Raw genomic sequence first — 23,018 nt, 5'->3', positions numbered from 1 at the left:
CTGCCGAACCACCTCCCTTCTCGTGTGCTCCACACCCTAAGAACCGCTCGGCGCCCGATCAACCGTTTTTTTCCGAGGCGGTGCCGAGGACGGCGACGCGTGGACCTGCCTCGGGCTGGGCAGGCTCACGGTAGGCGCGGTTGATCTACAACAATTCCTTCAATCTTGTGAGAACCACGTGTGCGCTGCGTCACGTTCGAGTTGAATGAAGGTGAGTGAACGAACCTTCGTGCCGTAACCGCGGACGCAGCCTGCAGGGGGTCCAGGTGAGTGCTTCCCGGCGTAGTGGGACCACCGATGAGCTGGGGCCCGGCGAGCCCGAGCGGGATGGATCCGATCTGCTCGCCGCCCTGCTGGACGGGATGGACGCGGCCCTGTGCGCCTTCGACGCGGACGGTGTGGTCACGCACTGGAACCGTGAGGCGGAGCGGATCCTGGGCTGGACGGCCGCGGAGGCGGTGGGCCGGAAGGGGTTCGCGGGCTGGGCGGTGCGTACCGCCGACGCCGAGGAGGTCGAGGGGCGGCTGCTGTCGGCCATGCGGGCTCCGGGACGGCAGGTGCATGAGTTCGCGCTGGTGACGAAGGACGGCGGCCGGGTCCTGGTGCGGACCCAGTCGGCCGCCGTGCGCGGGCCGGACGGCAGGCCCGCGGGGGTGTACTGCGCGTTCAGCGAGGTGCACACGCAGATCGATCTGGAGCGGTCCATCGCGTTGAGCGAGGCGCTGTTCGAGGACGCCTCGTGGGGGGTCGTGCTGGTCGACGCCGACCTCAGGCCGGCCGTGGTGAACGCGCACGCGGCGCGCGCGATGGGGATCGGGCGCACCTCCGTGCTGGGGCGGCCGATAGGGGAGCTGCTCTCGCAGGGGGTGGAGGAGCTGGAGGGCGCGCTGACGCACGTGCTGGCCGAGGGCGCGCCGCCGGCGCCCGCCGAGATGTGGGTGGGCGTGCGGACCGCGGAGGGCGAGCGGCGCAGGTGCTGGCGCAGCTGGTTCCTGCGGCTGGCGTCGCCGCTGGCGGAAGAGCCGGTGCCGCTCGGGGTGAGCTGGATGTTCCAGGACGTCACCGAGGCCAAGCAGGGTGAGCAGGAGGCGGCGCTGCTGCGCTTCCGCGGCAATCAGCTGCACCGGGCGGCGCGCGCGGCGGCCGAGTGCGAGGACCCGGCGGAGGCGGCCACGGTTCATCTGGACTTCGCGCTGGCCGGGTTCGCCGACCACGCCCTGATCGACCGGGTCGCGGGTGCTCCGGAGGCGGAGGCGTCCGCGCCGGTGCGGCTGGTGCGGCTCGCGGCCACGCCGTCGGGGGCTCCGGGGCCGAGCCTGCCGGCGGGGGCGGCGGGGCTGCCCGTGCGGTACGAGGAGGGGCATCCCGCGCTGCAGTGCGCGGAGCGGGCCGGGACGGTGCGGACGGATGCCGGTGAGGTGCCCGCCGAGCGGAGCCGGGAGTGGGCGCTGGCCCGGCAGTGGCCCGCCGACAGCGTGCACGCGCTGTGCGCGGTGTTGCGCAGCCGGGGGCGGACGCTGGGCGTGGTGACGTTCCTGCGGGGGCGTGGCCGGAGCCGTTTCGAGCGGTCGGACGCGGCGTACGCGGAGGACGTGGCGGTGCGGATCGCGGCGGCGCTGGACCTGGCCGGGCTGACGGGCGCGGCCGGGGAGAAGTGAACGCCGTCCGTCACGCCCGGTGCCGGTGCCGCGCTCAGTGCCGGTAGAAGATCCGGTCGCCGTACCGCTCCATGACCCGGCTGTTCCACTCGTGGCCGCCGTCGACGTTGCCGGAGCGCAGCAGCGGGGGTTCGACGCCCCGGCCGGCGAGGGTGGTGGCCGCGGTGGCCATGACCGCCTGGAGGAGGGCGGTGGTGACGACGGTGGAGGCGGGGGCGAAGGGGGCGGGGACGGAGTCGAGGGTGAGCTCGGCGTCACCGACCGCGATCTTGGAGTCGAGGACGATGTCGCAGTGGTCCTTCAGGAAGGTTCCGGAGGTGTGCCGGGACGTGGTCCCGGTGGTGTAGGCGAGCGAGGTCACGCCGATGACGTGGACGCCGAGGGCGCGGGCGTGGAGGGCCATCTCGACGGGGAGGGCGTTGCGGCCGGAGAGCGAGACGATCACGAGGGTGTCGCCGGCCCGCAGGGGCGAGGTGCCGAGGACGGCGGCGGCGAGGCCGTCGACGCGTTCGAGGGCGGAGCCGAGGGTCGCGGGGACGACGTCCACGCCCACCACCCCGGGGACGGCGAGCAGGTTCATCAGGGCGAGGCCGCCGGCGCGGTAGACGACGTCCTGTGCGGCGAGCGAGGAGTGGCCGGCGCCGAAGGCGAACAGCCGGCCGCCCGCCTCGACGGTGTCGGCGATGAGTTCTCCGGCGGCGGTGATGGCCCGGGGTTCCTCCTCCCTGACCCGGCGCAGCAGGGCGATGGCGGAGTCCAGGAACTGGTCGGCCGGCGTACCGTCGGTCATGCGGTGCCCCTTCGCGGCATCTGTGTCGCGGATCACCGTGCGGTCTGGACCAGTGTGCTGTCAATACGGGGACGGCGGGCGGGGCGGTGCCGTGGAACGGGCCCCGGGCGGGCGTGCGCGGCGGGACGTGGTTCCGGCGGCACGGCACGGTTGTCGGTGGTATGCGTCAGAATTGAGTCCAGGGCCAGCGCACGCGCCGGTGAGCGGTGAGCTTCCGGCAGAAGCAATCGAGGGGCACGTATGTCCGGACTGATCGACACCACGGAGATGTATCTCCGCACCATCCTCGAGCTCGAGGAGGAAGGCGTGGTCCCGATGCGCGCCCGGATCGCCGAGCGGCTCGACCAGAGTGGGCCGACGGTGAGCCAGACGGTGGCGCGGATGGAGCGCGACGGTCTGGTGTCGGTGGCCAGTGACCGGCATCTGGAGCTGACCGACGAGGGGCGCCGGCTGGCCACGCGGGTGATGCGCAAGCACCGGCTCGCGGAGTGCCTGCTGGTCGACGTGATCGGGCTGGAGTGGGAGCAGGTGCACGCGGAGGCGTGCCGCTGGGAGCACGTGATGAGCGAGGCCGTGGAGCGCCGCGTGCTGGAGCTGCTGCGTCACCCGACGGAGTCGCCGTACGGCAACCCGATCCCGGGCCTGGAGGAGCTGGGGGAGAAGGACGGTGCCGATCCGTTCCTGGACGAGGGCATGGTGTCGCTGGCCGACCTCGAGCCGGGCGCTGACGGCAAGACGGTCGTGGTGCGGCGGATCGGCGAGCCCATCCAGACGGACGCGCAGCTGATGTACACGCTGCGCCGGGCCGGTGTGCAGCCCGGTTCGGTGGTGAGCGTCACCCAGGCGGCGGGTGGGGTGCTGGTCGGCAGCGGTGGTGAGGCGGCCGAGCTGGAGGCGGACGTGGCCTCCCACGTGTTCGTGGCGAAGCGCTGATCCGCGGTGGTCCTTCGCCGGGGGGCGGCGGTTCTCCGGTGAGCGCCGGTCCGTCCGGAAGCGGCGGGTCCGGCGGGTGGTGCCGAGGCGGTCTGGGCCGAATGGCAGCGCGCGGACCTTTCGCGTGCCAGGCTGTGCCGCGAGGCATATGACCTGAGGGGGCGGGGAGGATGCGGCCGCGGACAAGGGGATGGCCCCGGCGCTGTCTCGCGCCGGGGCCTGTCCTCCCCTGTGCTGACCCGGAGCCCCGAGCTCTCAGGGTCATTCCCCGCGGACCGGTTTCCCCGAGCGGTCCGCCCCCCGCAGAAGAAGATCCCCTGGGCGGCGGCGATCATTCCTTGCGAGGTGTCACTCGTTAGAGGGGTGTTGACCGCCGGGACGGAATTTTCGAATAGCTATTCGATAGTGTGCGGGTGTCCGAGCGGAGCTAGGGGGGCCAGACCCATGGCACGGCGCATCGATGTGACGGGAGCGGGCGGCGTACGGCTCGCCGCCTGGGAGTTCGCGGACCCTCCCAAGGGCGACCCGGCCGCCGCGGAGTCCGACCGGACGCGGCCCGGCGTGCTGTTACTGCACGGCCTGATGGGCCGCGCCTCGCACTGGGCCTCCACCGCCCGCTGGCTCTCCGAGCGGCATCGCGCCGTCGCGCTGGACCAGCGCGGCCACGGCCAGAGCGACAAGCCCTCACCGGCCGCCTACACCCGCGACGCGTACACCGAGGACGCCGAGGCCGCCGTCGAGCAGCTCGGGCTCGCGCCCGCCGTCCTCATCGGCCATGCCATGGGCGCGCTGACCGCCTGGCAGCTCGCCGCCAAGCGCCCCGATCTGGTGCGCGGTCTGATCATCTGCGACATGCGGGCCTCCGCGCTCGGCGGGGCCTCGCAGCGCGAGTGGGCCGACTGGTTCAGCTCCTGGCCCGTGCCCTTCGCCACGCTCGCCGACGTACGCAAGTGGTTCGGTGAGGACGACCCCTGGGTGGAGCGGCCGAACCCGCGCCGCGGGGCGTTCTACGCGGAGGTCATGCACGAGACGCCGGACGGCTGGCGCCCCGTCTTCGAGCTCGACCACATGCTCACGTCCCGCGAGGCCTGGGTGTACGACGCCCACTGGGAGGAGCTCGCGCAGGTCGGGTGCCCCGCACTGGTCGTGCGCGGGGTCGACGGGGAGCTGGGGCGTGCGGAGGCGCAGGAGATGGTCCGTGTGCTGCCGCGCGGGCGGTACGCGGAGGTCGCGGACGCGGGTCACCTCGTCCACCATGACCAGCCGGAGGCCTGGCGGGGCGCTGTCGAGCCGTTCCTCGACGGTGTGCTCGGGGCCTGAGCGCCCGCGCCCCCGGGACGCGGGCGCGGGCACCGCGTGCCGGAGGGCTGCCGTCAGCCCTTGCTCACCGCGGTGAGGATCTCCGGGAGCCTCGCCGCGGTGCGGGGGGCCGCCAGGCGCAGGCCCGCCCAGGTGATCCCCGTGCCGTAGGCGGTGCCCAGCGGCAGCAGGAGCCGGGTCCACGCGTCGCCGCGCGCGGTGACGTTCAGCCAGATCGTCACCGCGACGACCGGCGCGCACAGCAGGGCCGCGCCGACCATGCCGCCGAAGATCGAGATGCACTTCCGGGTCGTGGAGGAGCGCCGCGGCGAGCCCGATCTTCTCGCGCATGCCGGTGGAGCAGTCGACGACGAGTCTGTGCCGGGCGCCCGCCAGGTCGGGCACGTCCAGCAACTGCTCCGCCCGCCGGTCCACCTCGGCCCCCGGCAGTCCCCGCAGCCGCCCCGCGTACCCGAGCAGTTCCCCTCCCGACAGCCGCTCGAACAGCCGCAGGCCCTCGGGCAGCACCCCGATCCGGGCCTTCACGGCGACCGGGTCCCGCCACACGTCGTGCCCGACGACCTCCACTGACCCCTCGTCGGGCCGCAGCAGTCCGGTCACCATGGAGCGCGTGGTGGTCTTCCCCGCCCCGTTGGGCCCGACCAGTCCGATGAACTGCCCCGCGGGCAGCTCCAGGTCGATCCCGCCCACGGCGACCTGCTGTCCGAACCACTTCCACAGCCCCCGCAAACGGACGGCGACCGCACCTGCCTCTGCATCATCGGCCCTACAAGAACACTACGGGGGTGCGGCGTCAGCGGTCGCGTCCGCAGGCGTAGGCCAGGGGCGAGATCAACTGCTCCGCGTCGGGCAGCCACCGGTTGGCGTGGGTGGGCCGGCGCGCCCACTGGACCGCGCCGCGCGAGCCGAAGCGGGTCGGGGGCGCGGCGACGTAGCCCCCCTCGCCGAGCGCGACCAGGTCCAGCGCCCCCGGCGCCCAGCCGAGCCTGCGCACCAGCTCCGGCACCTTCACCAGGGCCCCCGGGAGCACGAAGAAGTGCATCCGCCGGTCGGGGGCGTGGGCCACCGGCCCGAGGGTGAGCTCCATCCGTTCCATCCGGGCGAGGGCGAGGAACCCGGCGGTCTCCGGGACGGACAGCGTGTCGAACGTCCGCCCGGTCGGCAGCAGGATCGACGCCGTCGGCTGCTTCTGCCACATCCGGCGCGCGACGGTCGCGCTCCCGGTCGCCTGCGTCACCCAGTCCGGCCGTGCGGGATGCGCCCCGGGCGCAGGGCAGGCGGCCTCGCCGCAGGAGCAGCGCTGCCCCCCGTCGACGGCTTCCAGCCAGGAGCCGGGGAACACTTCCCAGTGGCGCTCCTCGACGTAGCGAACGGCGGTCTCCAGCAGTGATTCCCCGCGCTGCTGGGGAATCTGACCGGCAGTCGGACTGGCTTGGGCACCCGCGATCGTTTCTTCCACGCCCCACTCAACTCCCGCACCCACCTGTGGTTACGGGCGGGCCCCGTCCTCGGACCGCGCGCGGGGGAGGAGCACCGATTCCGCTGCTGGGGCGCATGGGTGCATGTGCGGGGGCGCGCGGGAGGAAGCGGGGCTTGGGGTGGGTAGCCAGGGATGGGGCCGCAGCTGCCCGAACGCCCCGGCAATCCTCGCATGCCTCGCATTTTCGTCATCTCCGCTGGGCATTGATCTTCTCGGCCGGATCTTTTCGCTTCGCCAGGGGGTATCCATGGCCGCCAGGCCACTCGTCGCGCGGCAGCCGAACGAACGGTTGCAGGCGCTCATCCAGGAAGCCGGGTGCTCGAACGCCGGGCTCGCCCGCCGGGTCAACATGTGCGGCGCCGAGCACGGCCTCGACCTGCGGTACGACAAGACGTCCGTGGCCCGCTGGCTGCGCGGACAGCAGCCGCGCGGACGCGCGCCCGCCATCATCGCCGAGGCTCTCGGACGCAAACTCGGCCGTACGGTCACGATCGACGAGATCGGCATGGCCAACGGCAAGAACCTCGCCTCCGGCGTGGGCCTCCAGTTCTCGCCGACGGTACTGGGGGCCATCGAGCAGGTCTGCGAGCTGTGGCGCAGCGACGTGGGCCGCCGGGACTTCCTCTCCGGTTCCTCGGTCGCCGCCTCCGCGCTGGTCGAGCCCAGTCGGGACTGGCTGATCTCGGCGCCGGACGCGCAGGTGGCGCGCTCGGCGGGTCCGCGGGTGGGACAGTCCGACGTGGCGGCGGTCGGCGCGATGACCCAGGCGCTGACCGACCTGGACCACCAGTACGGCAGCGGGCACGTGCGCCCGGTGGTCGTGCACTACCTCAACAGCGTCGTCTCCGGGCTGCTCGCCGGCTCCTACCGGGAGGCCGTCGGCCGCGACCTGTTCGCCGCGGTGGCCCGGCTGACCGAACTCGCCGGGTACATGGCGGTGGACACCGGGCAGCCGGGGCTGGCCCAGCGCTACTACATCCAGTCCCTGCGGCTGGCGCAGGCGGCGGGCGACCGCGGCTACGGCGGCTACGTCCTCGCGGCCTCCATGAGCCACCTCGCCGCGCAGCTCGGGAACCCGAGGGAGATCGCGCAGCTGGCGAGGGCGGCGCAGGAAGGGGCGCGCGGTCGCGTGACTCCACGCGCGGAGGCCATGTTCCACGCGGCGGAGGCACGCGGGCACGCCCTGCTGGGCGATGCGCGCGCCGCCCAGCAGGCGTCCGGGCGGGCGGTGGCGGCCATGGACCGGGCCGACGCCGACTCCGGGGACGACCCGGCGTGGATCGCGCACTTCGACGAGGCCTACCTCGCCGACGAACTGGCGCACTGTCACCGCGACCTGGGACAGGCCGAGGCGGCGGCCCGGTACGCCGAGGAGTCCCTCGCCGGGCACCCCGAGACGCGGGCGCGGCGGCGGGCGATCGGCTATGTGCTGCTCGCCACGGCCCAGGTGCAGCAGCGTGAGGTCGAACAGGCCTGCAGCACCGGTATGAAGGCGGTCGAACTCCTGGAGACGCTCCGCTCCAACCGCGGCGCGGAGTACCTGGAGGACTTCCAGCAGCGCCTGGAGCCGTACCGGGAGGAGGCGGTGGTGCGGGAGTTCGGCGCGCGGCTGGAGTTGCAGCAGGCCGCGTGAACGCAGACCCCGCGGGCGCGTGAACGCCCGGCCAACTGGCCGGTCGCGTGGGAGAGATCACAGCGACCGCGCGCCGCGGGGCGGGTTTGTTACCGCCGTCACAGGGCGGCAGGTCAGGCCCTGAGCTGCGTGGCACCAGGCTCAGGGGACCCGGTAGCGTGAGCCGACGTTGCGAAGGTCCCCCAAACGTAGGAGTCCCGGTGACGCAGAGTGGACAGGGCGAGGAGCCCTCGGCGCGGCCCGCGCGCGAAGGCATCGTGCTGCCCTCGGACGGTGGCGAACCCCTGCTGCCGGGCATGACGGGCGGGCCCGTCCCGCACCCGGCCGCCCCGGCGGCGCAGCCCCCGGCCGGTCAGTCCTGGGGCGGGCCGTGGGGCCCCGAGCAGCAGCACCCCCAGCAGCAGCACCCCCAGCAGCAGCACTTCCAGCAGCCGCAGCCGCAGCAGCCGTCCCAGCAGGACCGGCCCTGGCCCCAGGCGCCCGCCCAGGAGTGGCCGCCACCGGAGCAGCCCGCCGCGTGGGCCCACCAGGCCCCGGACACCGCGGGCGTGGGCCCGCTTCCCCCGGAGGGCGCCCCCGCGCCCTCCTACGGGGGCCAGGCACCGCATCACCAGGGGTACGGCGAGGGGTACGGCTCCGCCGGGCAGGGCGCCCCGGTGCCCCACGCCGCGGAGGGCGCCACCCAGTACCTCCCGCCGGTCGCCCCGGGATCCGCGCCGGCCGACGAGGGCGCCACCCAGTACCTGCCCCCGGTCGTCCCCGGATCCGCGCCGGTGCCGGTGGACGAGGGCGCGACCCAGTACATACCGCCCGTGGCCCAGGGCGCGCTGCCGCCCGAGACGGGAGCCGAGGAGACGCGGTACCTGGGCCGGGCGGCACGACCGCAGCCCGCCGCGCCGCACCCGGACGCCGAGGCCACGCAGTACATCCCGCCGTACACCGGCGCGCCCGGCGGGGACCGGCAGCCGCCCGCCGAGTTCGACAACCTCTTCCGCGGCGACGCGGGCGGCGACGGCCCCGCCGGGGCCACGCAGCAGATGCCGCGCATCCAGGAACCGCAGCCCGCCTACACCCCGCAGGGCCCGGGCGGCGGGCGCCGCGGGACCGGGGGCGGGGGCGACGAGGGCGGCCGGGGAGGCCGTAGCCGGTCGAAGGTGCCGCTGATCGCGGCCGTCGGCGTCGGCATCGCCGTGCTCGGCATCGGCGCGGGTGCCCTGCTCGGCGGGGGCGGCGGCGGTGGCGGCAACGACGACGGCAAGACCGTCGCCGCGTCGGCACCCGCCACCGGGGGCTCCTCGTCCGCCGCCGGTGACCCCGCCCGCGGGCAGGCCGTCGCCCTCGACAAACTGCTCGCCGACAGCGGCGACAGCCGTGCCTCGGTGATCAACGCGGTGGGCGACGTGCGGGCCTGCAAGAACCTGGACGAGGCCGCCTCCGACCTGCGGGACGCCGCCAAGCAGCGCACCGGCCTGGTCACCCGTCTGTCGAAGCTGTCCGTGGACCAACTGCCGGGCAACGCCGAGCTGACGAGCGCGCTCACCAAGGCCTGGCAGGCCTCGGCGTCGGCCGACAACCACTACGCGGCGTGGGCCGACCAGGTCTCGGGCCGCAAGGGCTGCAAGAGGGGCCAGGCCCGCGGCACCGGCGAGACCCTGGCGGGCAACCGGGACAGCACCACCGCCAGCGCGCAGAAGGTCAAGGCCGCGGGGCTGTGGAACGCGATCGCGAAGAAGTACGGCCTCACCCAGCGCCAGCCGACCCAGCTCTGACCCGCCGGGGGGGCGGGCGTCAGCCGATGTCCGCCTTCTCCAGCGTCCCGGTGACGTCGACGGTCCCGCTCCGGCCCGCCGTGACCAGCCGGCCGTCCCGGACCACCTGGAGGGTCACGTCGGCGTTGACCAGCCGGGTCAGACCGATGGCGGCGAGCTTGCCGGACCGGGGCCACTCCAGGGTGGGCGTGAGGCCGCCCGTGCCCACCGCGATGCCGTGGTCGAGGGTGCGCCGCACGGTGTCGGCGGTGACGGAGCCGGTGCCGATCCGCTCCAGGACGGCCTTCAGGACGGTGTAGGCGATCCAGGTGGTCTGCACCCCGGCGTCCGCGGGGTCGATGCGGTTGTCGCCGAAGGCCTCCTCGTTGATCACCTTCTTCATCCGGTCCCAGCGCGGGTCGGAGGCCACCGGGTACCAGCCCGTGATGTACGCCCCCTCGTACGGCCCCGACGCGCCGCCCGTCGCGTTGATCGTCGTCTGGTCGACGCTGCCCATGACGGTCGCGGTCCGCACCGCCGGGTGGTCCTCGCGGGCGCGCCGGAAGGAGTCCATGAAGGTGTCGTTGCGGTCGCCGAGCGCGGGCACCACGCAGCCCTTCTTCGCCGGGTCGGCGGTCGCCGCCTTCAGGGCCCGGTCCGACATGGTGCCGTACTCGGTGGCGTCCTCGGCCGCGAGCAGGTCGTCCGCCTCCGCGTGGCCGCCGGCCTTCAGGCCCGCGTCCAGGACGGCCGGCAGTTCGTCGCCGGCGATGCTGTCGGGGCGGACCAGGGCGACCGGACCGCAGTTCCCGGCGAGTGCCTTGCCGAGACCGGCCAGCAGCGCAGGCTGGCCGCCGTTGACGGGGTAGGAGTAGGCGCGGGTGAGCTCCTCGTTCGTCGCGCCGTAGCCGCCGATGTAGGGGATTCCGGCGCCCTCCAGCGGGGCGAAGTAGGAGTCGCCGAACTGGCTGTAGGAGCCGACGACCGCCACCACGTCCTCCTTGGCCGCCCGCCGGGCGCACCGCGCGGCGCCTATGGAGTCGTTGTGGTCGTTGCAGGTCAGGACCTTCAGCTTGCGGCCGCCGATGCCGCCGCGCGCGTTGATCCAGCGGGCGTAGGCACGGGCCATGGCGGGCATGCCCGGCTTGTTGGTGGCGTCGGTGCCGTCCGGCGCCCAGGTCATGACCGTGACCGGGCCGTCCCCGGAGTCCCCCGTGACGCCGGGGACGACCCCGCATCCGGCGGTCAGCGACACGCACGCGGCCAGTGCGCCGGTGGAGAGCGCGGCGCCTCTCACGGGCCGGTGGAGGAAGCGGAGGAAGGTGCTGCGGGTGCGTCGCCTGCCGGTCATGGACACGCACGATTCCGGCACAGCGCTAACCTGGAAGTGACCGTCGGTCAACGGGCGGTGACGCGCGGGTGAATTGCGGGGGCCGGTGGGAACACGTGGACTGGGAACGTACGATCGATGACCGTGCAAGGTTCGGAGAACACTTCCCGTCGCGGCCGCCGCTCGTCCACCATGGGCGGCATGCCCCTGAACGACATGCCGTGGTGGCGCTGGCGCAGCAACGTGCGCTCGGCGCTGCACATGCTCTCCGATCCGGTGTTCCAGCGGGACGTCTGGCTGGCGGGTGTCGACGGGTACGGCGACGTCACCGACGCCGTGTACCGGCTGGTCGAGGACACCTGGCTGGACAACTGGTCGGCCGAGAAGTACGTCGGGACGATCTTCCGGGACTCGCAGGAGGCGGCGCTGGTCGACACGGCCGTGCTGCGGGTGCTGCGGATCATGCACCAGGTGGGACCGGACGCCCCGGTGGCCGCCTATCTCGACCACCACGGGTGGCCGGAGGCCGTGCGGGCGGCGCGGGACGCGCACGTCCGGATGGCGGCGAGCGACGGGGAGGACCCGGACGCGCCGCCGCGCACCCTCGAGGTGCTGCGGATCATGACGAGGACCGCGTAACCGGGGTCCGGTGGGCGGACGGCCGTCCGCCGGACGGGGCGGGTATGGGACCCTGTGGGGCATGAACGAGCAGTCCACCCGAGCCGTGGCGGCCCCCGCCGACCAGTACGTCCTCACGCTCTCCTGCCCGGACAAGCAGGGCATCGTGCACGCCGTGTCGAGCTACCTGTTCATGACCGGCTGCAACATCGAGGACAGCCAGCAGTTCGGCGACCGCGACACGGGACTGTTCTTCATGCGGGTCCACTTCGCGGCGGAGGCCCCGGTGACGGTGGACAAGCTGCGGGCGAGCTTCACGGCGATCGGTGACTCCTTCCACATGGAATGGCAGATCAACCGGGCCGACGAGAAGATGCGCATCGTCCTCATGGTCAGCAGGTTCGGGCACTGCCTGAACGACCTGCTCTTCCGGGCGCGGACCGGGGCGCTGCCGGTGGAGATCGCGGCGGTGGTGTCCAACCACACCGACTTCGAAGAGCTGGTGGGGTCCTACCACGTCCCCTTCCACCACATCCCCGTGACGAAGGACACCAAGCCGGAGGCCGAGGCACGGCTGCTGGAGATCGTGCGCGAGGAGAAGGTCGAACTGGTGGTGCTGGCCCGCTACATGCAGGTCCTCTCCGACGACCTGTGCAAGGCGCTCAGCGGGCGGATCATCAACATCCACCACTCCTTCCTGCCGAGCTTCAAGGGCGCGAAGCCGTACCACCAGGCGCACGCCCGGGGTGTGAAGCTGATCGGGGCGACCGCGCACTACGTCACCGCCGACCTCGACGAGGGACCGATCATCGAGCAGGAGGTCGAGCGCGTCGGGCACGACGTGACACCGGACCAGCTCGTCGCCGTAGGCCGGGACGTGGAGTGCCAGGCGCTGGCGCGGGCCGTCAAGTGGCATGCGGAGCGGCGGATCCTGCTGAACGGGCGGCGCACGGTGGTGTTCGCCTAGGGCCTGTCTGACCATTCCCGTCGTCCTTGCGGCCCCCGGCTACATCCGGCTCAATGACGCCGCGGCGAACAGGACGTCCCTGATGGCGTCCCGGTCGCCGAGCTGACCCGCCGCCGCCTCCGTCGGAGACACGTGGCCCGCTGCGAGGCGGCAGAACTCGACGCCGTCGAGGGCGACATGGGCGACCTCGTGGTCGGCGGAGACCGGCGCGGCGGGGGAGTCCAGTGGGATCAGCCACTCGCCGCCGCCCGAGCCCTCGATCTCCAGGCGCAGGCTGCGGCCCGGTGTGCCCGCCGTGACCAGGTGCCGGGTGGCGGCGGGGGCGGCCAGGCCCGCGCGGCGCCGGGCGGCCAGGACGGTGGGCAGCGTGCGGGCCGCCAGGTCGATCATGGCGTGCAGATGGCGGGGCGCGGGCGGCCCGTAGGGGTAGTCCACGGCCTCCGCGATGTCCTCGGCGTGCACCCAGCACTCGAAGGCCCGGTCCAGCATCGCGTCGTGCAGCGGCAGCGTGAAGTCGCCGTAGGGCACCGGGCGTTCCCCGGTACCGCCGCCGGTGAAGGAGACCGTCCGCACCAGGTGGTGGCTCTGCTCGCGCCACGGCGCCCGCACGGCCCGGGTGGGCGGGAAACGGGAGGCGCGCCAGAAGGTCTCGGTGCGGGCGGCGGGCCCGGCCGGCCTCCCGGTGCCCGCGGCGGTGCCCGCGGCGGCGTCCACGGCGGTGCCCGCCTCGGCCAGCGGGTCCTGAAGGCCCAGTGCCGCCGCCACCAGTCCGTCGACGGACAGCAGGTGCGCGATGACCCCGGCGACGGTGGTGCGGCGGCTCGTCGCCGCGTCCCGCGCGAACCACCGCAGCCGTACCGGGGCGTGCCACTCCGCGTCCCCGAAGTCCTGCAGCAGCGCGTCCAGGCGCGCGGTCTCGGCGTCGTACGGTGCCGCCCAGTCCGGTACCGGGACGAGCGGGGGACGCCGGTCCAGACAGCTCCGCAGGACGCGGGTGCGCAGCCCGGGGTCCAGGTCGAGGCTCTCGGGCCGGTGCAGCAGGCCCACCGCCCCGCGCAGCCGCAGCGCCTCCTCCGCGCACGGGCCGCACTCGCCCAGGTGTGCCTCGACGGCCGCCGTCTCCGCGGCCGAGCAGGCGGCCAGCGCCCACGCCCCGAGCAGTGACTTCAGGACGTCGTGCGGCAGCTCCAGCGGCGGGGGCGGGAGTTCGTCCGGTTCGGGCAGCGGCAGCCCGCTGTCCTCGACGGAGACGCGGGGCAGCGGTATGCGGGGCGGGGGAGCGGGGGCGCGGCCGGGTCCCGTGCCGTCCTCGCCGTCACCGGTGCCGTCGTGGTCCTCGAAGCCCGTCACGCCGCACCTCCGGGGCCGGGCGGTGCGCCGGGCGGCACCGCGTCATGGGCGGTGGAGAGCAGTTGCAGGCCGAGGCGGAGCCGGCGGCGGGCCTCGTCCTCGGTGACGCCGAGGTCGACGGCGGTCTGCCGGTAGTCGCGGCGCTGGACGTAGGCCAGTTCCAGGGCGGCGCGCAGCGGGGCGGGCATGGAGTGGACGATGTAGTCGGCGCGGGCGGCCGCCGAGGCGCGGCGCACCGTGCGTTCCAGCTGCTCCGCGAAGTCTTCCGGGGAGCCGGTCCCGTCCCGGGTGAGCGCGGCGGTCTCGGTGGCGCGCAGCCGCTGCACGGCGAGCCGGTGGGTCAGTGCGGCCACCCAGGTCCGCAGGGGGCCCTGCCGGGGGTCGTAGGTGTCGGGGTGTTCCCAGACGTGGACGAAGACCTCGCGGGTGATGCGGTCGGCGGCCCGTTCGTCACCGAGGACGCGGTGGGCGAGGCCGTGCACGAGGGTCGCGAACCGGTCGTAGAGCTCGCCGAGGGCGGCCGCCTCCCCGCGGGCGAGCCGCTGCTGCGTCGTGCGGTCCCAGCGCAGTGGCGCGTCCTTGTCGGCCATCCGGTGTCCTTCTCCTCCCTGTGCCCGTGCCCAGCCTGGTTCCACCGTGACCTCGAATGTAGTCGGCACGTGGGACGTTGCACGCCCCTTTGTGCCAATGTGTGCCCCCCGAGGGCCCGCAGGTGGTAGTGGACCTTCGCCGTACCTCATGCGACCTCCACGTGGTGGACACACGCCGAGCACCTCTGACCACCTCCGATCGAACAGGATCGAAGGTGACCGAAACAAGTCCTTTGGGGACCGTCTGCCGTTTGACGCTCGGGGTTTCCGGGAACGGCCGGTGGGCAGCCGCGCCAAAAGAAGCGTAGGAACTGCTTCCGTTTCTGGTGGGTCCAGGCGGCTCCGGGCGGTTCCGGGAGATCCGGTGAGCGGAGGGCATGCCGTGGCATTCAAGGTGACCGGCGTCGAACGAGGTGAGTGGGCCGTGCTCGGGGTATCGGGCGAACTGGACCTGATGACCTCGCCGGTGCTGCGCCAGCGGGTGCACGACGTGGTGGCCGAGGGGCACCACAGCCTGGTCCTCGACCTCTCGGACGTCTTCTTCTGCGACTCCAGCGGCGTCGGCGTGCTCATCGCCGCCCGCCGTCTGATCCGCTCCTGCCAGGGCCGGCTGCGGCTGATCCTCCCGGCCCATGGCGCCGTCGACGGCTCGCACGTCAACCGGGTCCTCGGCGCGCTCGGCGTACGGCGGCTGTTCGACGTCTACCCCGACGTCGCGGCGGCGGCGGACGACGAGCCGCTGTCGGCCTGAGACCGGCCGCACCGGCGCCCCGCCCCTTCCGAGACGGACAGGGGACCGTATCGCGACACTGCCACATGGTTGTCCCGGAATTACCCCGGTCCTGGTGCAACCGTCGCTTTCCCGTGCCGCGGCCGCTCCCGGCGTCGTACGCTCCCAGCCGGACCTACCCCCACGTGAGTAAGGCGGCCGAAAGACATGGTCAGCACCGAGTACGAGCGCAGGATCGCCGCCCGGTTCGCCACCTTCGACCAGGACGGCAACGGATACATCGACGGGCTGGACTTCAGCGGCGCGGCCAAGGCGCTGCTCGCCGAGTTCGGCGTGGCGGCCCGCTCCGACAAGGGACAGGCCCTGTACGCCGGCGCGGAGGCGTTCTGGCAGGGCATGGCCGGGATCGCGGACCGGGACGGCGACCAGCGCATCACCCGCGAGGAGTTCGTCACCGGCGCGGTCAAGCGCCTGCGCGACAACCCGGAGCGGTTCGCGGAGATCGCCCGCCCCTTCCTGCACGCCGCCCTGCACGTGGCGGACACCGACGGGGACGGCGCGGCCACCGTCACCGACACCGCGCGCGTACTGCGGGTGCTGGGTGTCCCGGAGGACCTCGCCGGGACGATCGCCGCGGGCCTCGACCCCGACGGCGACGGCAGGGTGGACGAGGCGGAGATCGTCCCCGCCTTCGCCCGCTACTTCACCGTCCCCGAGTAGCGCTCGCGCAGCTTGTACTTGAGCACCTTCCGCAGCGTCTCGTTGCGGGGCAGGGCGTCCACCACCTCCAGCTGCTCCGGCAGCTTGTGCACCGACAGCCCTTTCGCGCGCAGGTACGAGGTGACGGCGGCCAGCGTCGGCTCCTCGGCCCCCGGGGCCTGTGCCGCCCGCTCGACCACCGCGCACACCCGCTCCCCGCGCTCGGCGTCCGGCAGTCCGATCACCGCCACGTCGCCCACCGCCGGATGCCCGTGCAGCAGGTCCTCGATCTCCTTCGCCGAGATGTTCTCCCCCTTGCGGATGATCACGTCCTTGCGGCGCCCGGTGAGCACGAGGTGCCCGGTCCCGGTCAGGTGCCCGAGGTCGCCGGTGCGCAGGAACCCCTCCTCGTCGAAGGCCTCCGCCGTCTGTGCCGGATCCAGATAGCCCTGGCACACGGCCTCGCCGCGCAGCCGGACCTCCCCGTCGACGATCCGTATCTCCATCTCCGCCGGAGGCCGGCCCTCCGTCGTCGCCAGGTTCTCCGCCGTGTCGTCCGGCGAGCCCATGGTGATCATCGGCACCTCGGTCATGCCGTACCCGTGGGTCAGTTGCACGCCCATCTCGCGCGTCACGGCGTGCTGGAGGTCCGGCGGTTTGGGCGCCCCGCCGCCCGCGAGGAGCCGTAGCGTCGGGATCACCTTCGTCCCCGGCCGCTTGCGCTGCTCGGCCAGGAACATCGAGTAGAACGCCGTCGACCCGCCGGCCACCGTCACCCCGTGCCGGCGGTAGCCCTCCAGCGCGTCCGGCAGCGCGAACTGCTCGAACATCACCGCCGGGAAGCCGTACAGCAGCAGCATCACCGTGTAGTCGGGCCCGGCGATGTGCGCGTACGGGAAGGCCATCGAGCCGACGTCGTCCGCCGCGAGGTGCAGCGCGTGCGCCAGGCAGGAGCCGCCCGCGATCAGCGAACGGTCCGTGTGCAGCACGCCCTTGGGGTCGGAGGTGGTGCCCGAGGTCCAGTAGATCCAGCGCACGGAGGTGCCCTCGGCGGGCGGGGCGGGGAGCACCGCCGGATCGCCGTCGGGCAGGTCGTCGTAGGCCTCGAAGACGCCTTTCGCGCCGAGCCGCCGTGCCATCCCCGTGTGGTCGTACCCCCGCCAGGTCCCCGGCACGGCGAAGAACTCCGCCTTCGACTCCCGCAGCGCGAAGCCGACCTCCCGGTCCCGGTAGAAGGGGATGACCGGCGACTGCACGGCGCCGAGCCGGGCCAGCGCGAAGGACAGCAGGGCCGTCTCGATCCGGGTGGGCAGCTGCCAGGCGACCACCGTGCCGGGGCGTACCCCCATGCCGTACAGGCCCGCCGCCACCCGCTCGGCGCCCTCGCGCAGCCCGCCGAAGGTCAGGACGCGGTGGTCCGGCCCGTCGTCCTGGAGCAGGACCGGGCGGTCGGGGGTGAGGTCGGCGCGGCGGTCGACCAGCTCCCAGAGGGTGCGGGAGGCACTGAGCGCGTACGCGGTGTCCTTCACGTCGTTCACGTCGTTCACGTCGCGAGCCCCCTCATACTGACGATGTGTCAGATCGTGCCGCAGAGCGTAGGGCTGTGCGCCTTGTCGGTCCAGGGGGTGCGGACTAGCCTGCTGGACGCGAGCCCAATCTGACGCTTCATCAGATTCATTCATCGGATTCATCGGGCACTGCTCAGGCGGAGGGGACCATGACCGAACTGCCCCGCATCATCAGCGTCGACGACCACGTGATCGAGCCCGCGCACCTCTTCGAGACCTGGCTGCCGGCCAAGTACCGCGACCGCGGCCCCAAGCCGCTCACCGCCGGCATCGGCGAACTCGCCTACGTCGGCGGCAAGTACCGGATCACGATGGACCCGGACGGCCCGCCGACCGACTGGTGGATCTACGAGGACCTGAAGTTCCCGTACAAGCGCAACATCGCCGCCGTCGGCTTCGACCGGGACGAGATGACGCTGGAGGGCATCACCCGGGAGGAGATGCGGCGCGGCTGCTGGGACCCCGTCGCGCGGCTGAAGGACATGGACCTCAACCACGTCGAGGGCAGCCTCTGCTTCCCGACCTTCCCGCGCTTCTGCGGGCAGACCTTCGCCGAGGCGCACGACAAGGAGGTCGCGCTGGCCTGTGTGCGCGCCTACAACGACTGGATGGTGCAGGAGTGGTGCGGGGACAGCGGCGGACGGCTCATCCCGCTGTGCCTGATCCCGCTGTGGGACGTGCGGCTGGCCGTCGAGGAGATCCACCGCAACGCGGCCCGCGGGGTGCGGGCGGTGACCTTCTCCGAGATCCCCACCCACCTGGGCCTGCCCTCCATCCACTCCGGCTACTGGGACCCGTTCTTCGCGGCCTGCCAGGAGACCGGGACGGTCGTCAACATGCACATCGGCAGCAGCTCGCAGATGCCCGCCGCCTCCCCGGACGCGCCGCCCGCCGTGCAGGCCTCGCTGTCCTTCAACAACGCCATGGCCTCGATGATGGACTTCCTCTTCAGCGGGGTGCTGGTGAGGTTCCCCCAGCTCAAGCTCGCCTACTCCGAGGGCCAGATGGGCTGGATCCCGTACGCCCTGGAGCGCGCCGACGACGTGTGGGAGGAGCACCGGGCCTGGGGCGGGGTGCGTGACCTGATCCCGGAGCCGCCGTCGACGTACTACTACCGGCAGATCTTCTGCTGCTTCTTCCGCGACAGGCACGGGGTCGCGTCCCTGGACGTCGTCGGCCGGGACAACGCCACCTTCGAGACCGACTACCCGCACGTCGACTCGACCTTCCCGCACACCAAGGAGGTCGCCCTCGAGCATGTGAAGGGCCTCGACGACGAGACGGTCCACAAGCTCATGCGGGGCAACGCGATCCGCATGCTGTCCCTGGACCTCGACGAGTAGCCGCCGTGGACCTGACGTACACGCCCGAGGAGGAGGAGTTCCGGGCCCGGCTCAGGCAGTGGCTGGGCACGGTGCTGCCCACGCTCGGGCCGAAGCCCTCCCCGGACGACTGGCCGGGCCGCCGCGCCCACGACCTCGGCTGGCAGCGGATGCTGTACGACGCCGGGTACGCCGACGTCCACTGGGACGCCTCGCCGACCCTGCGGCTGATCTTCCTGGAGGAGACGGAGCGGGCCGGCGCCCCCTATGTGGGCGCCAACTTCGTCGGGCTGCTGCACGCGGGGCCGACGATCGCCGCCGAGGGGACGGCCGGGCAGCGGGCGCGCTGGCTGCCGCCGATCCTGCGCGGCGAGGAGGTGTGGTGCCAGGGGTTCAGCGAGCCGGACGCCGGGAGCGACCTGGCGTCGCTGCGCACCCGCGCGCGGCGGGACGGCGACCACTACGTGGTGACCGGGTCCAAGATCTGGACCTCGCACGCCGAAGTCGCCGACTGGTGCGAACTGCTGGTCCGCACCGACCCGGACGCGCCCAAGCACCGGGGGATCACCTGGCTGGCGATGCCGATGGACGCGCCGGGCGTGACCGTACGGCCGCTGCGGACGCTGGCGGGGTCGGCGGAGTTCGCCGAGGTGTTCCTCGACGAGGTGCGGGTGCCGGTCGCCAACCGGGTCGGGGCGGAGAACGACGGCTGGCGGGTGACCATGGTGACGCTGTCCTTCGAACGCGGCACGGCGTTCGCCGGCGAGGTGGTGGCCTGCCGCCGGGTCCTCGGCGAACTCGCCCGCCGGGCCCGGTGCGACGGCCGGTGGGACGACCCGGTGCTGCGGCGGCGGCTCGGGCGGCTGAACGCCGAGTTCCGCGCGCTGTGGCGGCTGACGCAGTGGAACGTCAGCGAGGCGGAGTCGAGCGGCGGGGTCCCCGGAGCCGGGGGCTCGGTCTTCAAGCTGCGGTACTCGCAGGCCCGTCAGGAGCTGTACGACACCGCCGCCGACGTGCTCGGCCCGGACTGCCTCGACCTCGACCGGCCCTGGGTGCTCGACCGGCTCTCCTCCCTGTCGTACACGATCGCCGCCGGTACCTCGCAGATCCAGCGGACCATCGTGGGTGAACGGATCCTCGGGCTGCCGAAGGGGCGGTGAGCCGGCTGTGCGATTCCGACCGACCGATGAACAGCGGGACCTGCGGGACGGGATGCGGCGGCTGCTGGCCCGGCGCTTCGGCGCGGCGGCGCTGCGGGCGGCGGCCCGGGAAGGCGGCCTGGACCGGGCGCTGTGGCGGGAGCTGGGGGAGGCCGGGTTCTTCGCGCTGCGGCTGCCGGAGGCGGACGGCGGGGTGGGAGCGGGGCTGCCCGAGGCGGTGCTGGCCTTCGAGGAGGCCGGGCGGGCGCTGCTGCCCGGCCCGCTGGTGGCCACGCACCTCGCCGCCGGGAGCGTGCCGGGCGCGGCCACCGGGGAGACGGTGGTGACCGCCGTGGACGGCGGCCTGGTGGAGTGGCTGGCCGAGGCCGACGCCGTGCTGGGGGACGCCTCGGGGGCCGTGCCCCTGCGCTCGGTGGACCCGCTGACCCCGCTGCACCGCGTTCCCGCGGTCCGCGCGCCGGACCCCGTCGCCGTGCTCCTCACCGCCGCCGAACAACTGGGCACGGCCGCGCGCGTGTGCGAGCTGGCGGTGCAACACGCCCGGGCGCGAGAGCAGTTCGGGCAGCCCGTCGGAGCCTTCCAGGCGGTCAAGCACCTGTGTGCGGAGATGCTGGTGCGGGCCGAGACCGCCCGGGCCGCCGTGTACGCGGCGGCCGTCACCGCCGATCCCGTGGAGATCGCGGCGGCCCGGCTGCTCGCCGACGAGGCGGCCGTGCGTGGCGCCCGCGACTGCCTCCAGGTGCACGGTGGCATGGGCTTCACCTGGGAGGCAGAGGTGCACCTGCATCTGAAGCGAACATGGGTGCGGGCCCAGCGTGCCGGTGGAGTCACGGAGAGTGAGGAGATCCTCGCCGTCGACCTTCTCGGCTGAGGCGGCCGCACGCATGCCTGTGCCGGGAGGTCGACGAACCGCCGTCGGGAGATGTCACGGATCGTGGCACAACGTGATCACGGAGAGTTGATCACGGAGGGTGCTCTGGGCGCGCCTCGTCACCCCTCGGAGTCGGCGGGTGCTCCGGTACCTTGTGTGGAATGCGAGAGGCCCACAACTCGAACCGTGCCGGTGAGGCCCCTGAAATGGCCCCGGATTCGGCCTGTTCGACTCCACGAGGCGACCGTCGCACAGTATGCCGTACACGTACTCCTTCGCGCTGGAATATGCCCGAAGCGCTTGTTGAGGTGACTGTACGTCAACCATGCTGTCTTCCAAGGGGATCACGTTCCGTGACCCCTGCCCTGGCTGTTGTCCTGGCCATGCAGAAAATGGCTACGATCGTGGCCCCCGTCGGGGTGCTCGTCGCGACCCCCGTCGTGGCGCGCGCTCGGCGCGGGGTCATGTGTCCGCCGGTTCGGATGGTGTGAGCGGTGCAGGTGCTTCAAGTGCAGCTGGAGATCCGGCCCGACCCCGCGGAGGTGGGGCGGGCCAGGCAGTGGGCGCGCTCCCGGCTCGCCGGGTCCGGGATGGCGGACGACGAGCCGCTCGCCGAGACGCTGATCCTGCTCGTCTCCGAGCTCGTCACCAACGCCGTGGTGCACACCGGGAGCCCGGCCGTGCTGCGGCTCTCCCTGCCCGGCGCGGCGGCGGTCCCGGCCACCGTGCGCCTGGAGGTGGCCGACACCAGCACCCGTGCCCCCGTGCCCCGGTGCGCCGACGACGACGCCACCGGCGGCCGGGGCCTGGCCCTCGTGGACGGCCTCGCCGACCGCTGGGGCTGGAGCCCGGAAGGCGCGGGCAAGCGCATCTGGTGCGAACTGGACCGCTGTGAGCGGCCCGGGCGGAGTGCGGCGGTGGCGTGCCGGGGCGGGCGCACGGCGTTCGACGGCCTCGCCTTCGAGGCGGTGTAGCCCCGGTGCACGGGGGTGCGGGCGGCACCGGCGGGCCGCCGTGCCCTCGCGGCGGTGCGCCGGGTGTGCATCCGTGCGCGCCCGCCGCCAAGGGGGCGTAAGCAATAAATCCCCGTACGGGTGTTGACGCGTCGTCACCATCTGATCACGCTGGTGTTCATCGATTCGCCGCGAGGGGACGGCGAGGGCCCCCGGGGGACGGGACCCTCGGCGAGTGTGGGTCGGGGGCCGGATGGCGGCGCGCGGGACCGTGCCCGGGACGGGTGCCGGTGCGCCGCCAGCCGGACGCCTCCAGCGGCGTCACAGGACGGCGACGGGTGCCACGGGCGTACCGGTCGCGCCGACGAACGGCTCGGGCATCGCCGACAGCAGGAACGCGTACCGCCCGACTTCTCCACAGGCTGTGGACAACTCTTCGAGATTCCAGTTCTGGCCCTGGAGCATCCCCATCTCCACCAGATCCAGGGCGTGCACGGGCAGCCACAGATCCTCGATCTCCGGCGGGAATATCTCGAAGGTGAGGGTGTCGTTGGCCACCGCCGCCACATCCCGCGCGTGGAACCACTCCGGCGTGCGCACCGACAGCCCCGGCGACGGGTAGCCGTACCCGTGCCTGTCCCCCGCCAGGTACACCTGCACCTGCCCGGTCCGCACGAGCACGACGTCCCCCGCCCGCACCCGCGTGCCGGCGAACTCCTCGGCCGCTTCCAGATCCTCCGGGGTGACCGCGTGGCCCCCCGCCAGACGGTCCACCCCGCGCGCCCGTGCCACGTCCAGCAGCACCCCGCGCGAGACGATGTGCCGCGCCTTGTCGATGCCGCCGAACTCGGCGCCGCCGTGCGCGGTGACACTTGCGGCGGGGCGGCCGTTGTAGAGCCTCCCCGAGTGCGACACATGGGGCAGCGCGTCCCAGTGGGTGCCCGCCTGCAGCCCCATCGTCACGGCGTCGTCGCTGCACGCCACCGTCCCCGGGCCGAACAGCTCCTGGTTGATCTGCACCATCGCGTGCAGCGGGTTGACCCGCCCCGGGATCATCCCGGTCTGCACGCCGTCCTGCCGCAGCGGCAGTGCCAGGGGGATCCGGCGCCCGGTGCGGACGGTGGCCACCGCCTCGCGCACCACCTCGTCCGTGATCAGGTTCAGGGTGCCGATCTCGTCGTCGGCCCCCCAGCGCCCCCAGTTGTTCACGCGCCCCGCGATGTCGTCGAACTCGGGATGGAGTGCGGCCAGTGACATCTCGGTCCTCCCGGGGCTTGTCTCCGCGCGTCCGGCGCGCC

General features: G+C 73.3%; 20 protein-coding genes and 2 pseudogenes. 13 read left to right on the top strand and 9 right to left on the bottom strand.

Translation table 11 applies throughout. The features are described 5' to 3' along the window. Positions 1 to 266 precede the first annotated feature (266 nt). A complete protein-coding gene (locus ABZX30_RS01840; protein ID WP_355927534.1) occupies positions 267 to 1,658 on the top strand; it encodes a PAS domain-containing protein in 1,392 nt (463 codons plus the stop codon). Positions 1,659 to 1,692: 34 nt separating this feature from the next. Here the strand turns inward: ABZX30_RS01840 and ABZX30_RS01835 are convergent, their stop codons facing one another. Beyond that, positions 1,693 to 2,448: an SIS domain-containing protein gene (locus ABZX30_RS01835; RefSeq protein ID WP_355927531.1), complete on the bottom strand. Its 756-nt coding sequence runs from the start codon at positions 2,446 to 2,448 to the stop codon at positions 1,693 to 1,695. A 240-nt stretch (positions 2,449 to 2,688) separates the two neighbouring features. Between ABZX30_RS01835 and ABZX30_RS01830 the strand changes: the two genes are divergently transcribed. Beyond that, positions 2,689 to 3,381 carry a metal-dependent transcriptional regulator gene (locus ABZX30_RS01830; RefSeq protein WP_355927530.1) on the top strand — a complete coding sequence of 231 codons (693 nt, stop codon included), beginning with the start codon at positions 2,689 to 2,691 and terminating at the stop codon, positions 3,379 to 3,381. Between the two features lie 444 nt (positions 3,382 to 3,825). Continuing rightward, positions 3,826 to 4,701, top strand: a complete 876-nt coding sequence (locus ABZX30_RS01825) for an alpha/beta hydrolase (protein ID WP_355927527.1) — start codon at positions 3,826 to 3,828, stop codon at positions 4,699 to 4,701. A gap of 53 nt (positions 4,702 to 4,754) precedes the next feature. Here ABZX30_RS01825 and ABZX30_RS01820 read toward each other — a convergent pair. From ABZX30_RS01820 to ABZX30_RS01810, 3 genes and pseudogenes are all read right to left on the bottom strand, one after another. Continuing rightward, positions 4,755 to 4,979 (bottom strand): annotated as a pseudogene (locus tag ABZX30_RS01820) (transporter); the annotation flags it as partial. A 1-nt stretch (position 4,980) separates the two neighbouring features. Continuing rightward, a pseudogene (locus ABZX30_RS01815) lies at positions 4,981 to 5,430 on the bottom strand (ABC transporter ATP-binding protein); the annotation flags it as partial. A 64-nt stretch (positions 5,431 to 5,494) separates the two neighbouring features. Beyond that, complete coding sequence (locus ABZX30_RS01810) at positions 5,495 to 6,160, bottom strand: bifunctional DNA primase/polymerase (RefSeq protein ID WP_355927525.1); 666 nt, start codon at positions 6,158 to 6,160, stop codon at positions 5,495 to 5,497. Between the two features lie 268 nt (positions 6,161 to 6,428). Between ABZX30_RS01810 and ABZX30_RS01805 the strand changes: the two genes are divergently transcribed. Both ABZX30_RS01805 and ABZX30_RS01800 read left to right on the top strand, forming a co-directional pair. After that, positions 6,429 to 7,814, top strand: a complete 1,386-nt coding sequence (locus tag ABZX30_RS01805) for a transcriptional regulator (RefSeq protein ID WP_355927523.1) — start codon at positions 6,429 to 6,431, stop codon at positions 7,812 to 7,814. Between the two features lie 200 nt (positions 7,815 to 8,014). After that, on the top strand, positions 8,015 to 9,583 hold the full coding sequence (locus ABZX30_RS01800; RefSeq protein ID WP_355927520.1) for a hypothetical protein: 1,569 nt from the start codon (positions 8,015 to 8,017) through the stop codon (positions 9,581 to 9,583). 19 nt (positions 9,584 to 9,602) lie between these two features. On the opposite strand, the gene ABZX30_RS01795 is transcribed toward ABZX30_RS01800, so the two are convergent. Then, positions 9,603 to 10,913, bottom strand: a complete 1,311-nt coding sequence (locus ABZX30_RS01795; protein WP_355927517.1) for an ABC transporter substrate-binding protein — start codon at positions 10,911 to 10,913, stop codon at positions 9,603 to 9,605. Between the two features lie 117 nt (positions 10,914 to 11,030). On the opposite strand from ABZX30_RS01795, the gene ABZX30_RS01790 reads away from it, so the two are divergent. Next, positions 11,031 to 11,531, top strand: a complete 501-nt coding sequence (locus ABZX30_RS01790; protein ID WP_355927515.1) for a hypothetical protein — start codon at positions 11,031 to 11,033, stop codon at positions 11,529 to 11,531. 61 nt (positions 11,532 to 11,592) lie between these two features. Beyond that, positions 11,593 to 12,477, top strand: coding sequence for a formyltetrahydrofolate deformylase (gene purU / locus ABZX30_RS01785; RefSeq protein WP_355927513.1), 885 nt, complete (start codon positions 11,593 to 11,595; stop codon positions 12,475 to 12,477). 39 nt (positions 12,478 to 12,516) lie between these two features. Here purU and ABZX30_RS01780 read toward each other — a convergent pair whose 3' ends face one another. Both ABZX30_RS01780 and ABZX30_RS01775 read right to left on the bottom strand, forming a co-directional pair. Next, on the bottom strand, positions 12,517 to 13,743 hold the full coding sequence (locus ABZX30_RS01780; protein ID WP_355927921.1) for a maleylpyruvate isomerase N-terminal domain-containing protein: 1,227 nt from the start codon (positions 13,741 to 13,743) through the stop codon (positions 12,517 to 12,519). Positions 13,744 to 13,823: 80 nt separating this feature from the next. Next, positions 13,824 to 14,417 (bottom strand): sigma-70 family RNA polymerase sigma factor, encoded by a 594-nt coding sequence (locus ABZX30_RS01775; RefSeq protein ID WP_355927511.1) that lies wholly within the window; start codon positions 14,415 to 14,417, stop codon positions 13,824 to 13,826. A 382-nt stretch (positions 14,418 to 14,799) separates the two neighbouring features. Between ABZX30_RS01775 and ABZX30_RS01770 the strand changes: the two genes are divergently transcribed. Together ABZX30_RS01770 and ABZX30_RS01765 are read left to right on the top strand one after the other, a co-directional pair. Continuing rightward, a complete protein-coding gene (locus tag ABZX30_RS01770; protein WP_355927509.1) occupies positions 14,800 to 15,168 on the top strand; it encodes an STAS domain-containing protein in 369 nt (122 codons plus the stop codon). A 186-nt stretch (positions 15,169 to 15,354) separates the two neighbouring features. Further along, on the top strand, positions 15,355 to 15,867 hold the full coding sequence (locus ABZX30_RS01765; RefSeq protein WP_355927507.1) for an EF-hand domain-containing protein: 513 nt from the start codon (positions 15,355 to 15,357) through the stop codon (positions 15,865 to 15,867). Here ABZX30_RS01765 and ABZX30_RS01760 read toward each other — a convergent pair. Continuing rightward, positions 15,846 to 17,375 carry an AMP-binding protein gene (locus tag ABZX30_RS01760; RefSeq protein ID WP_355927919.1) on the bottom strand — a complete coding sequence of 510 codons (1,530 nt, stop codon included), beginning with the start codon at positions 17,373 to 17,375 and terminating at the stop codon, positions 15,846 to 15,848. The two genes, ABZX30_RS01765 and ABZX30_RS01760, sit on opposite strands and share 22 nt — an antisense overlap. A 188-nt stretch (positions 17,376 to 17,563) precedes the next feature. On the opposite strand from ABZX30_RS01760, the gene ABZX30_RS01755 reads away from it, so the two are divergent. The 4 genes from ABZX30_RS01755 (at position 17,564) to ABZX30_RS01740 (ending at position 21,741) form a co-directional block, all read left to right on the top strand. Then, positions 17,564 to 18,757: an amidohydrolase family protein gene (locus ABZX30_RS01755; protein ID WP_355927504.1), complete on the top strand. Its 1,194-nt coding sequence runs from the start codon at positions 17,564 to 17,566 to the stop codon at positions 18,755 to 18,757. A 5-nt stretch (positions 18,758 to 18,762) separates the two neighbouring features. Then, on the top strand, positions 18,763 to 19,896 hold the full coding sequence (locus ABZX30_RS01750; protein ID WP_355927501.1) for an acyl-CoA dehydrogenase: 1,134 nt from the start codon (positions 18,763 to 18,765) through the stop codon (positions 19,894 to 19,896). A 7-nt stretch (positions 19,897 to 19,903) separates the two neighbouring features. Beyond that, entirely contained in the window at positions 19,904 to 20,767 is an 864-nt protein-coding gene (locus tag ABZX30_RS01745) for an acyl-CoA dehydrogenase family protein (RefSeq protein ID WP_355927498.1), read from the top strand. Between the two features lie 509 nt (positions 20,768 to 21,276). Then, positions 21,277 to 21,741 carry an ATP-binding protein gene (locus tag ABZX30_RS01740; RefSeq protein ID WP_355927917.1) on the top strand — a complete coding sequence of 155 codons (465 nt, stop codon included), beginning with the start codon at positions 21,277 to 21,279 and terminating at the stop codon, positions 21,739 to 21,741. Between the two features lie 300 nt (positions 21,742 to 22,041). Here ABZX30_RS01740 and ABZX30_RS01735 read toward each other — a convergent pair whose 3' ends face one another. Beyond that, on the bottom strand, positions 22,042 to 22,977 hold the full coding sequence (locus tag ABZX30_RS01735) for a cyclase family protein (protein WP_355927496.1): 936 nt from the start codon (positions 22,975 to 22,977) through the stop codon (positions 22,042 to 22,044). Positions 22,978 to 23,018 lie beyond the last annotated feature (41 nt).

Source organism: Streptomyces sp. NPDC004542, from assembly GCF_040610035.1.
Taxonomy (GTDB): domain Bacteria; phylum Actinomycetota; class Actinomycetes; order Streptomycetales; family Streptomycetaceae; genus Streptomyces.
Note: the sequence above shows the minus strand (reverse complement) of the source record. Positions and strands in the feature narration are given on the sequence as shown.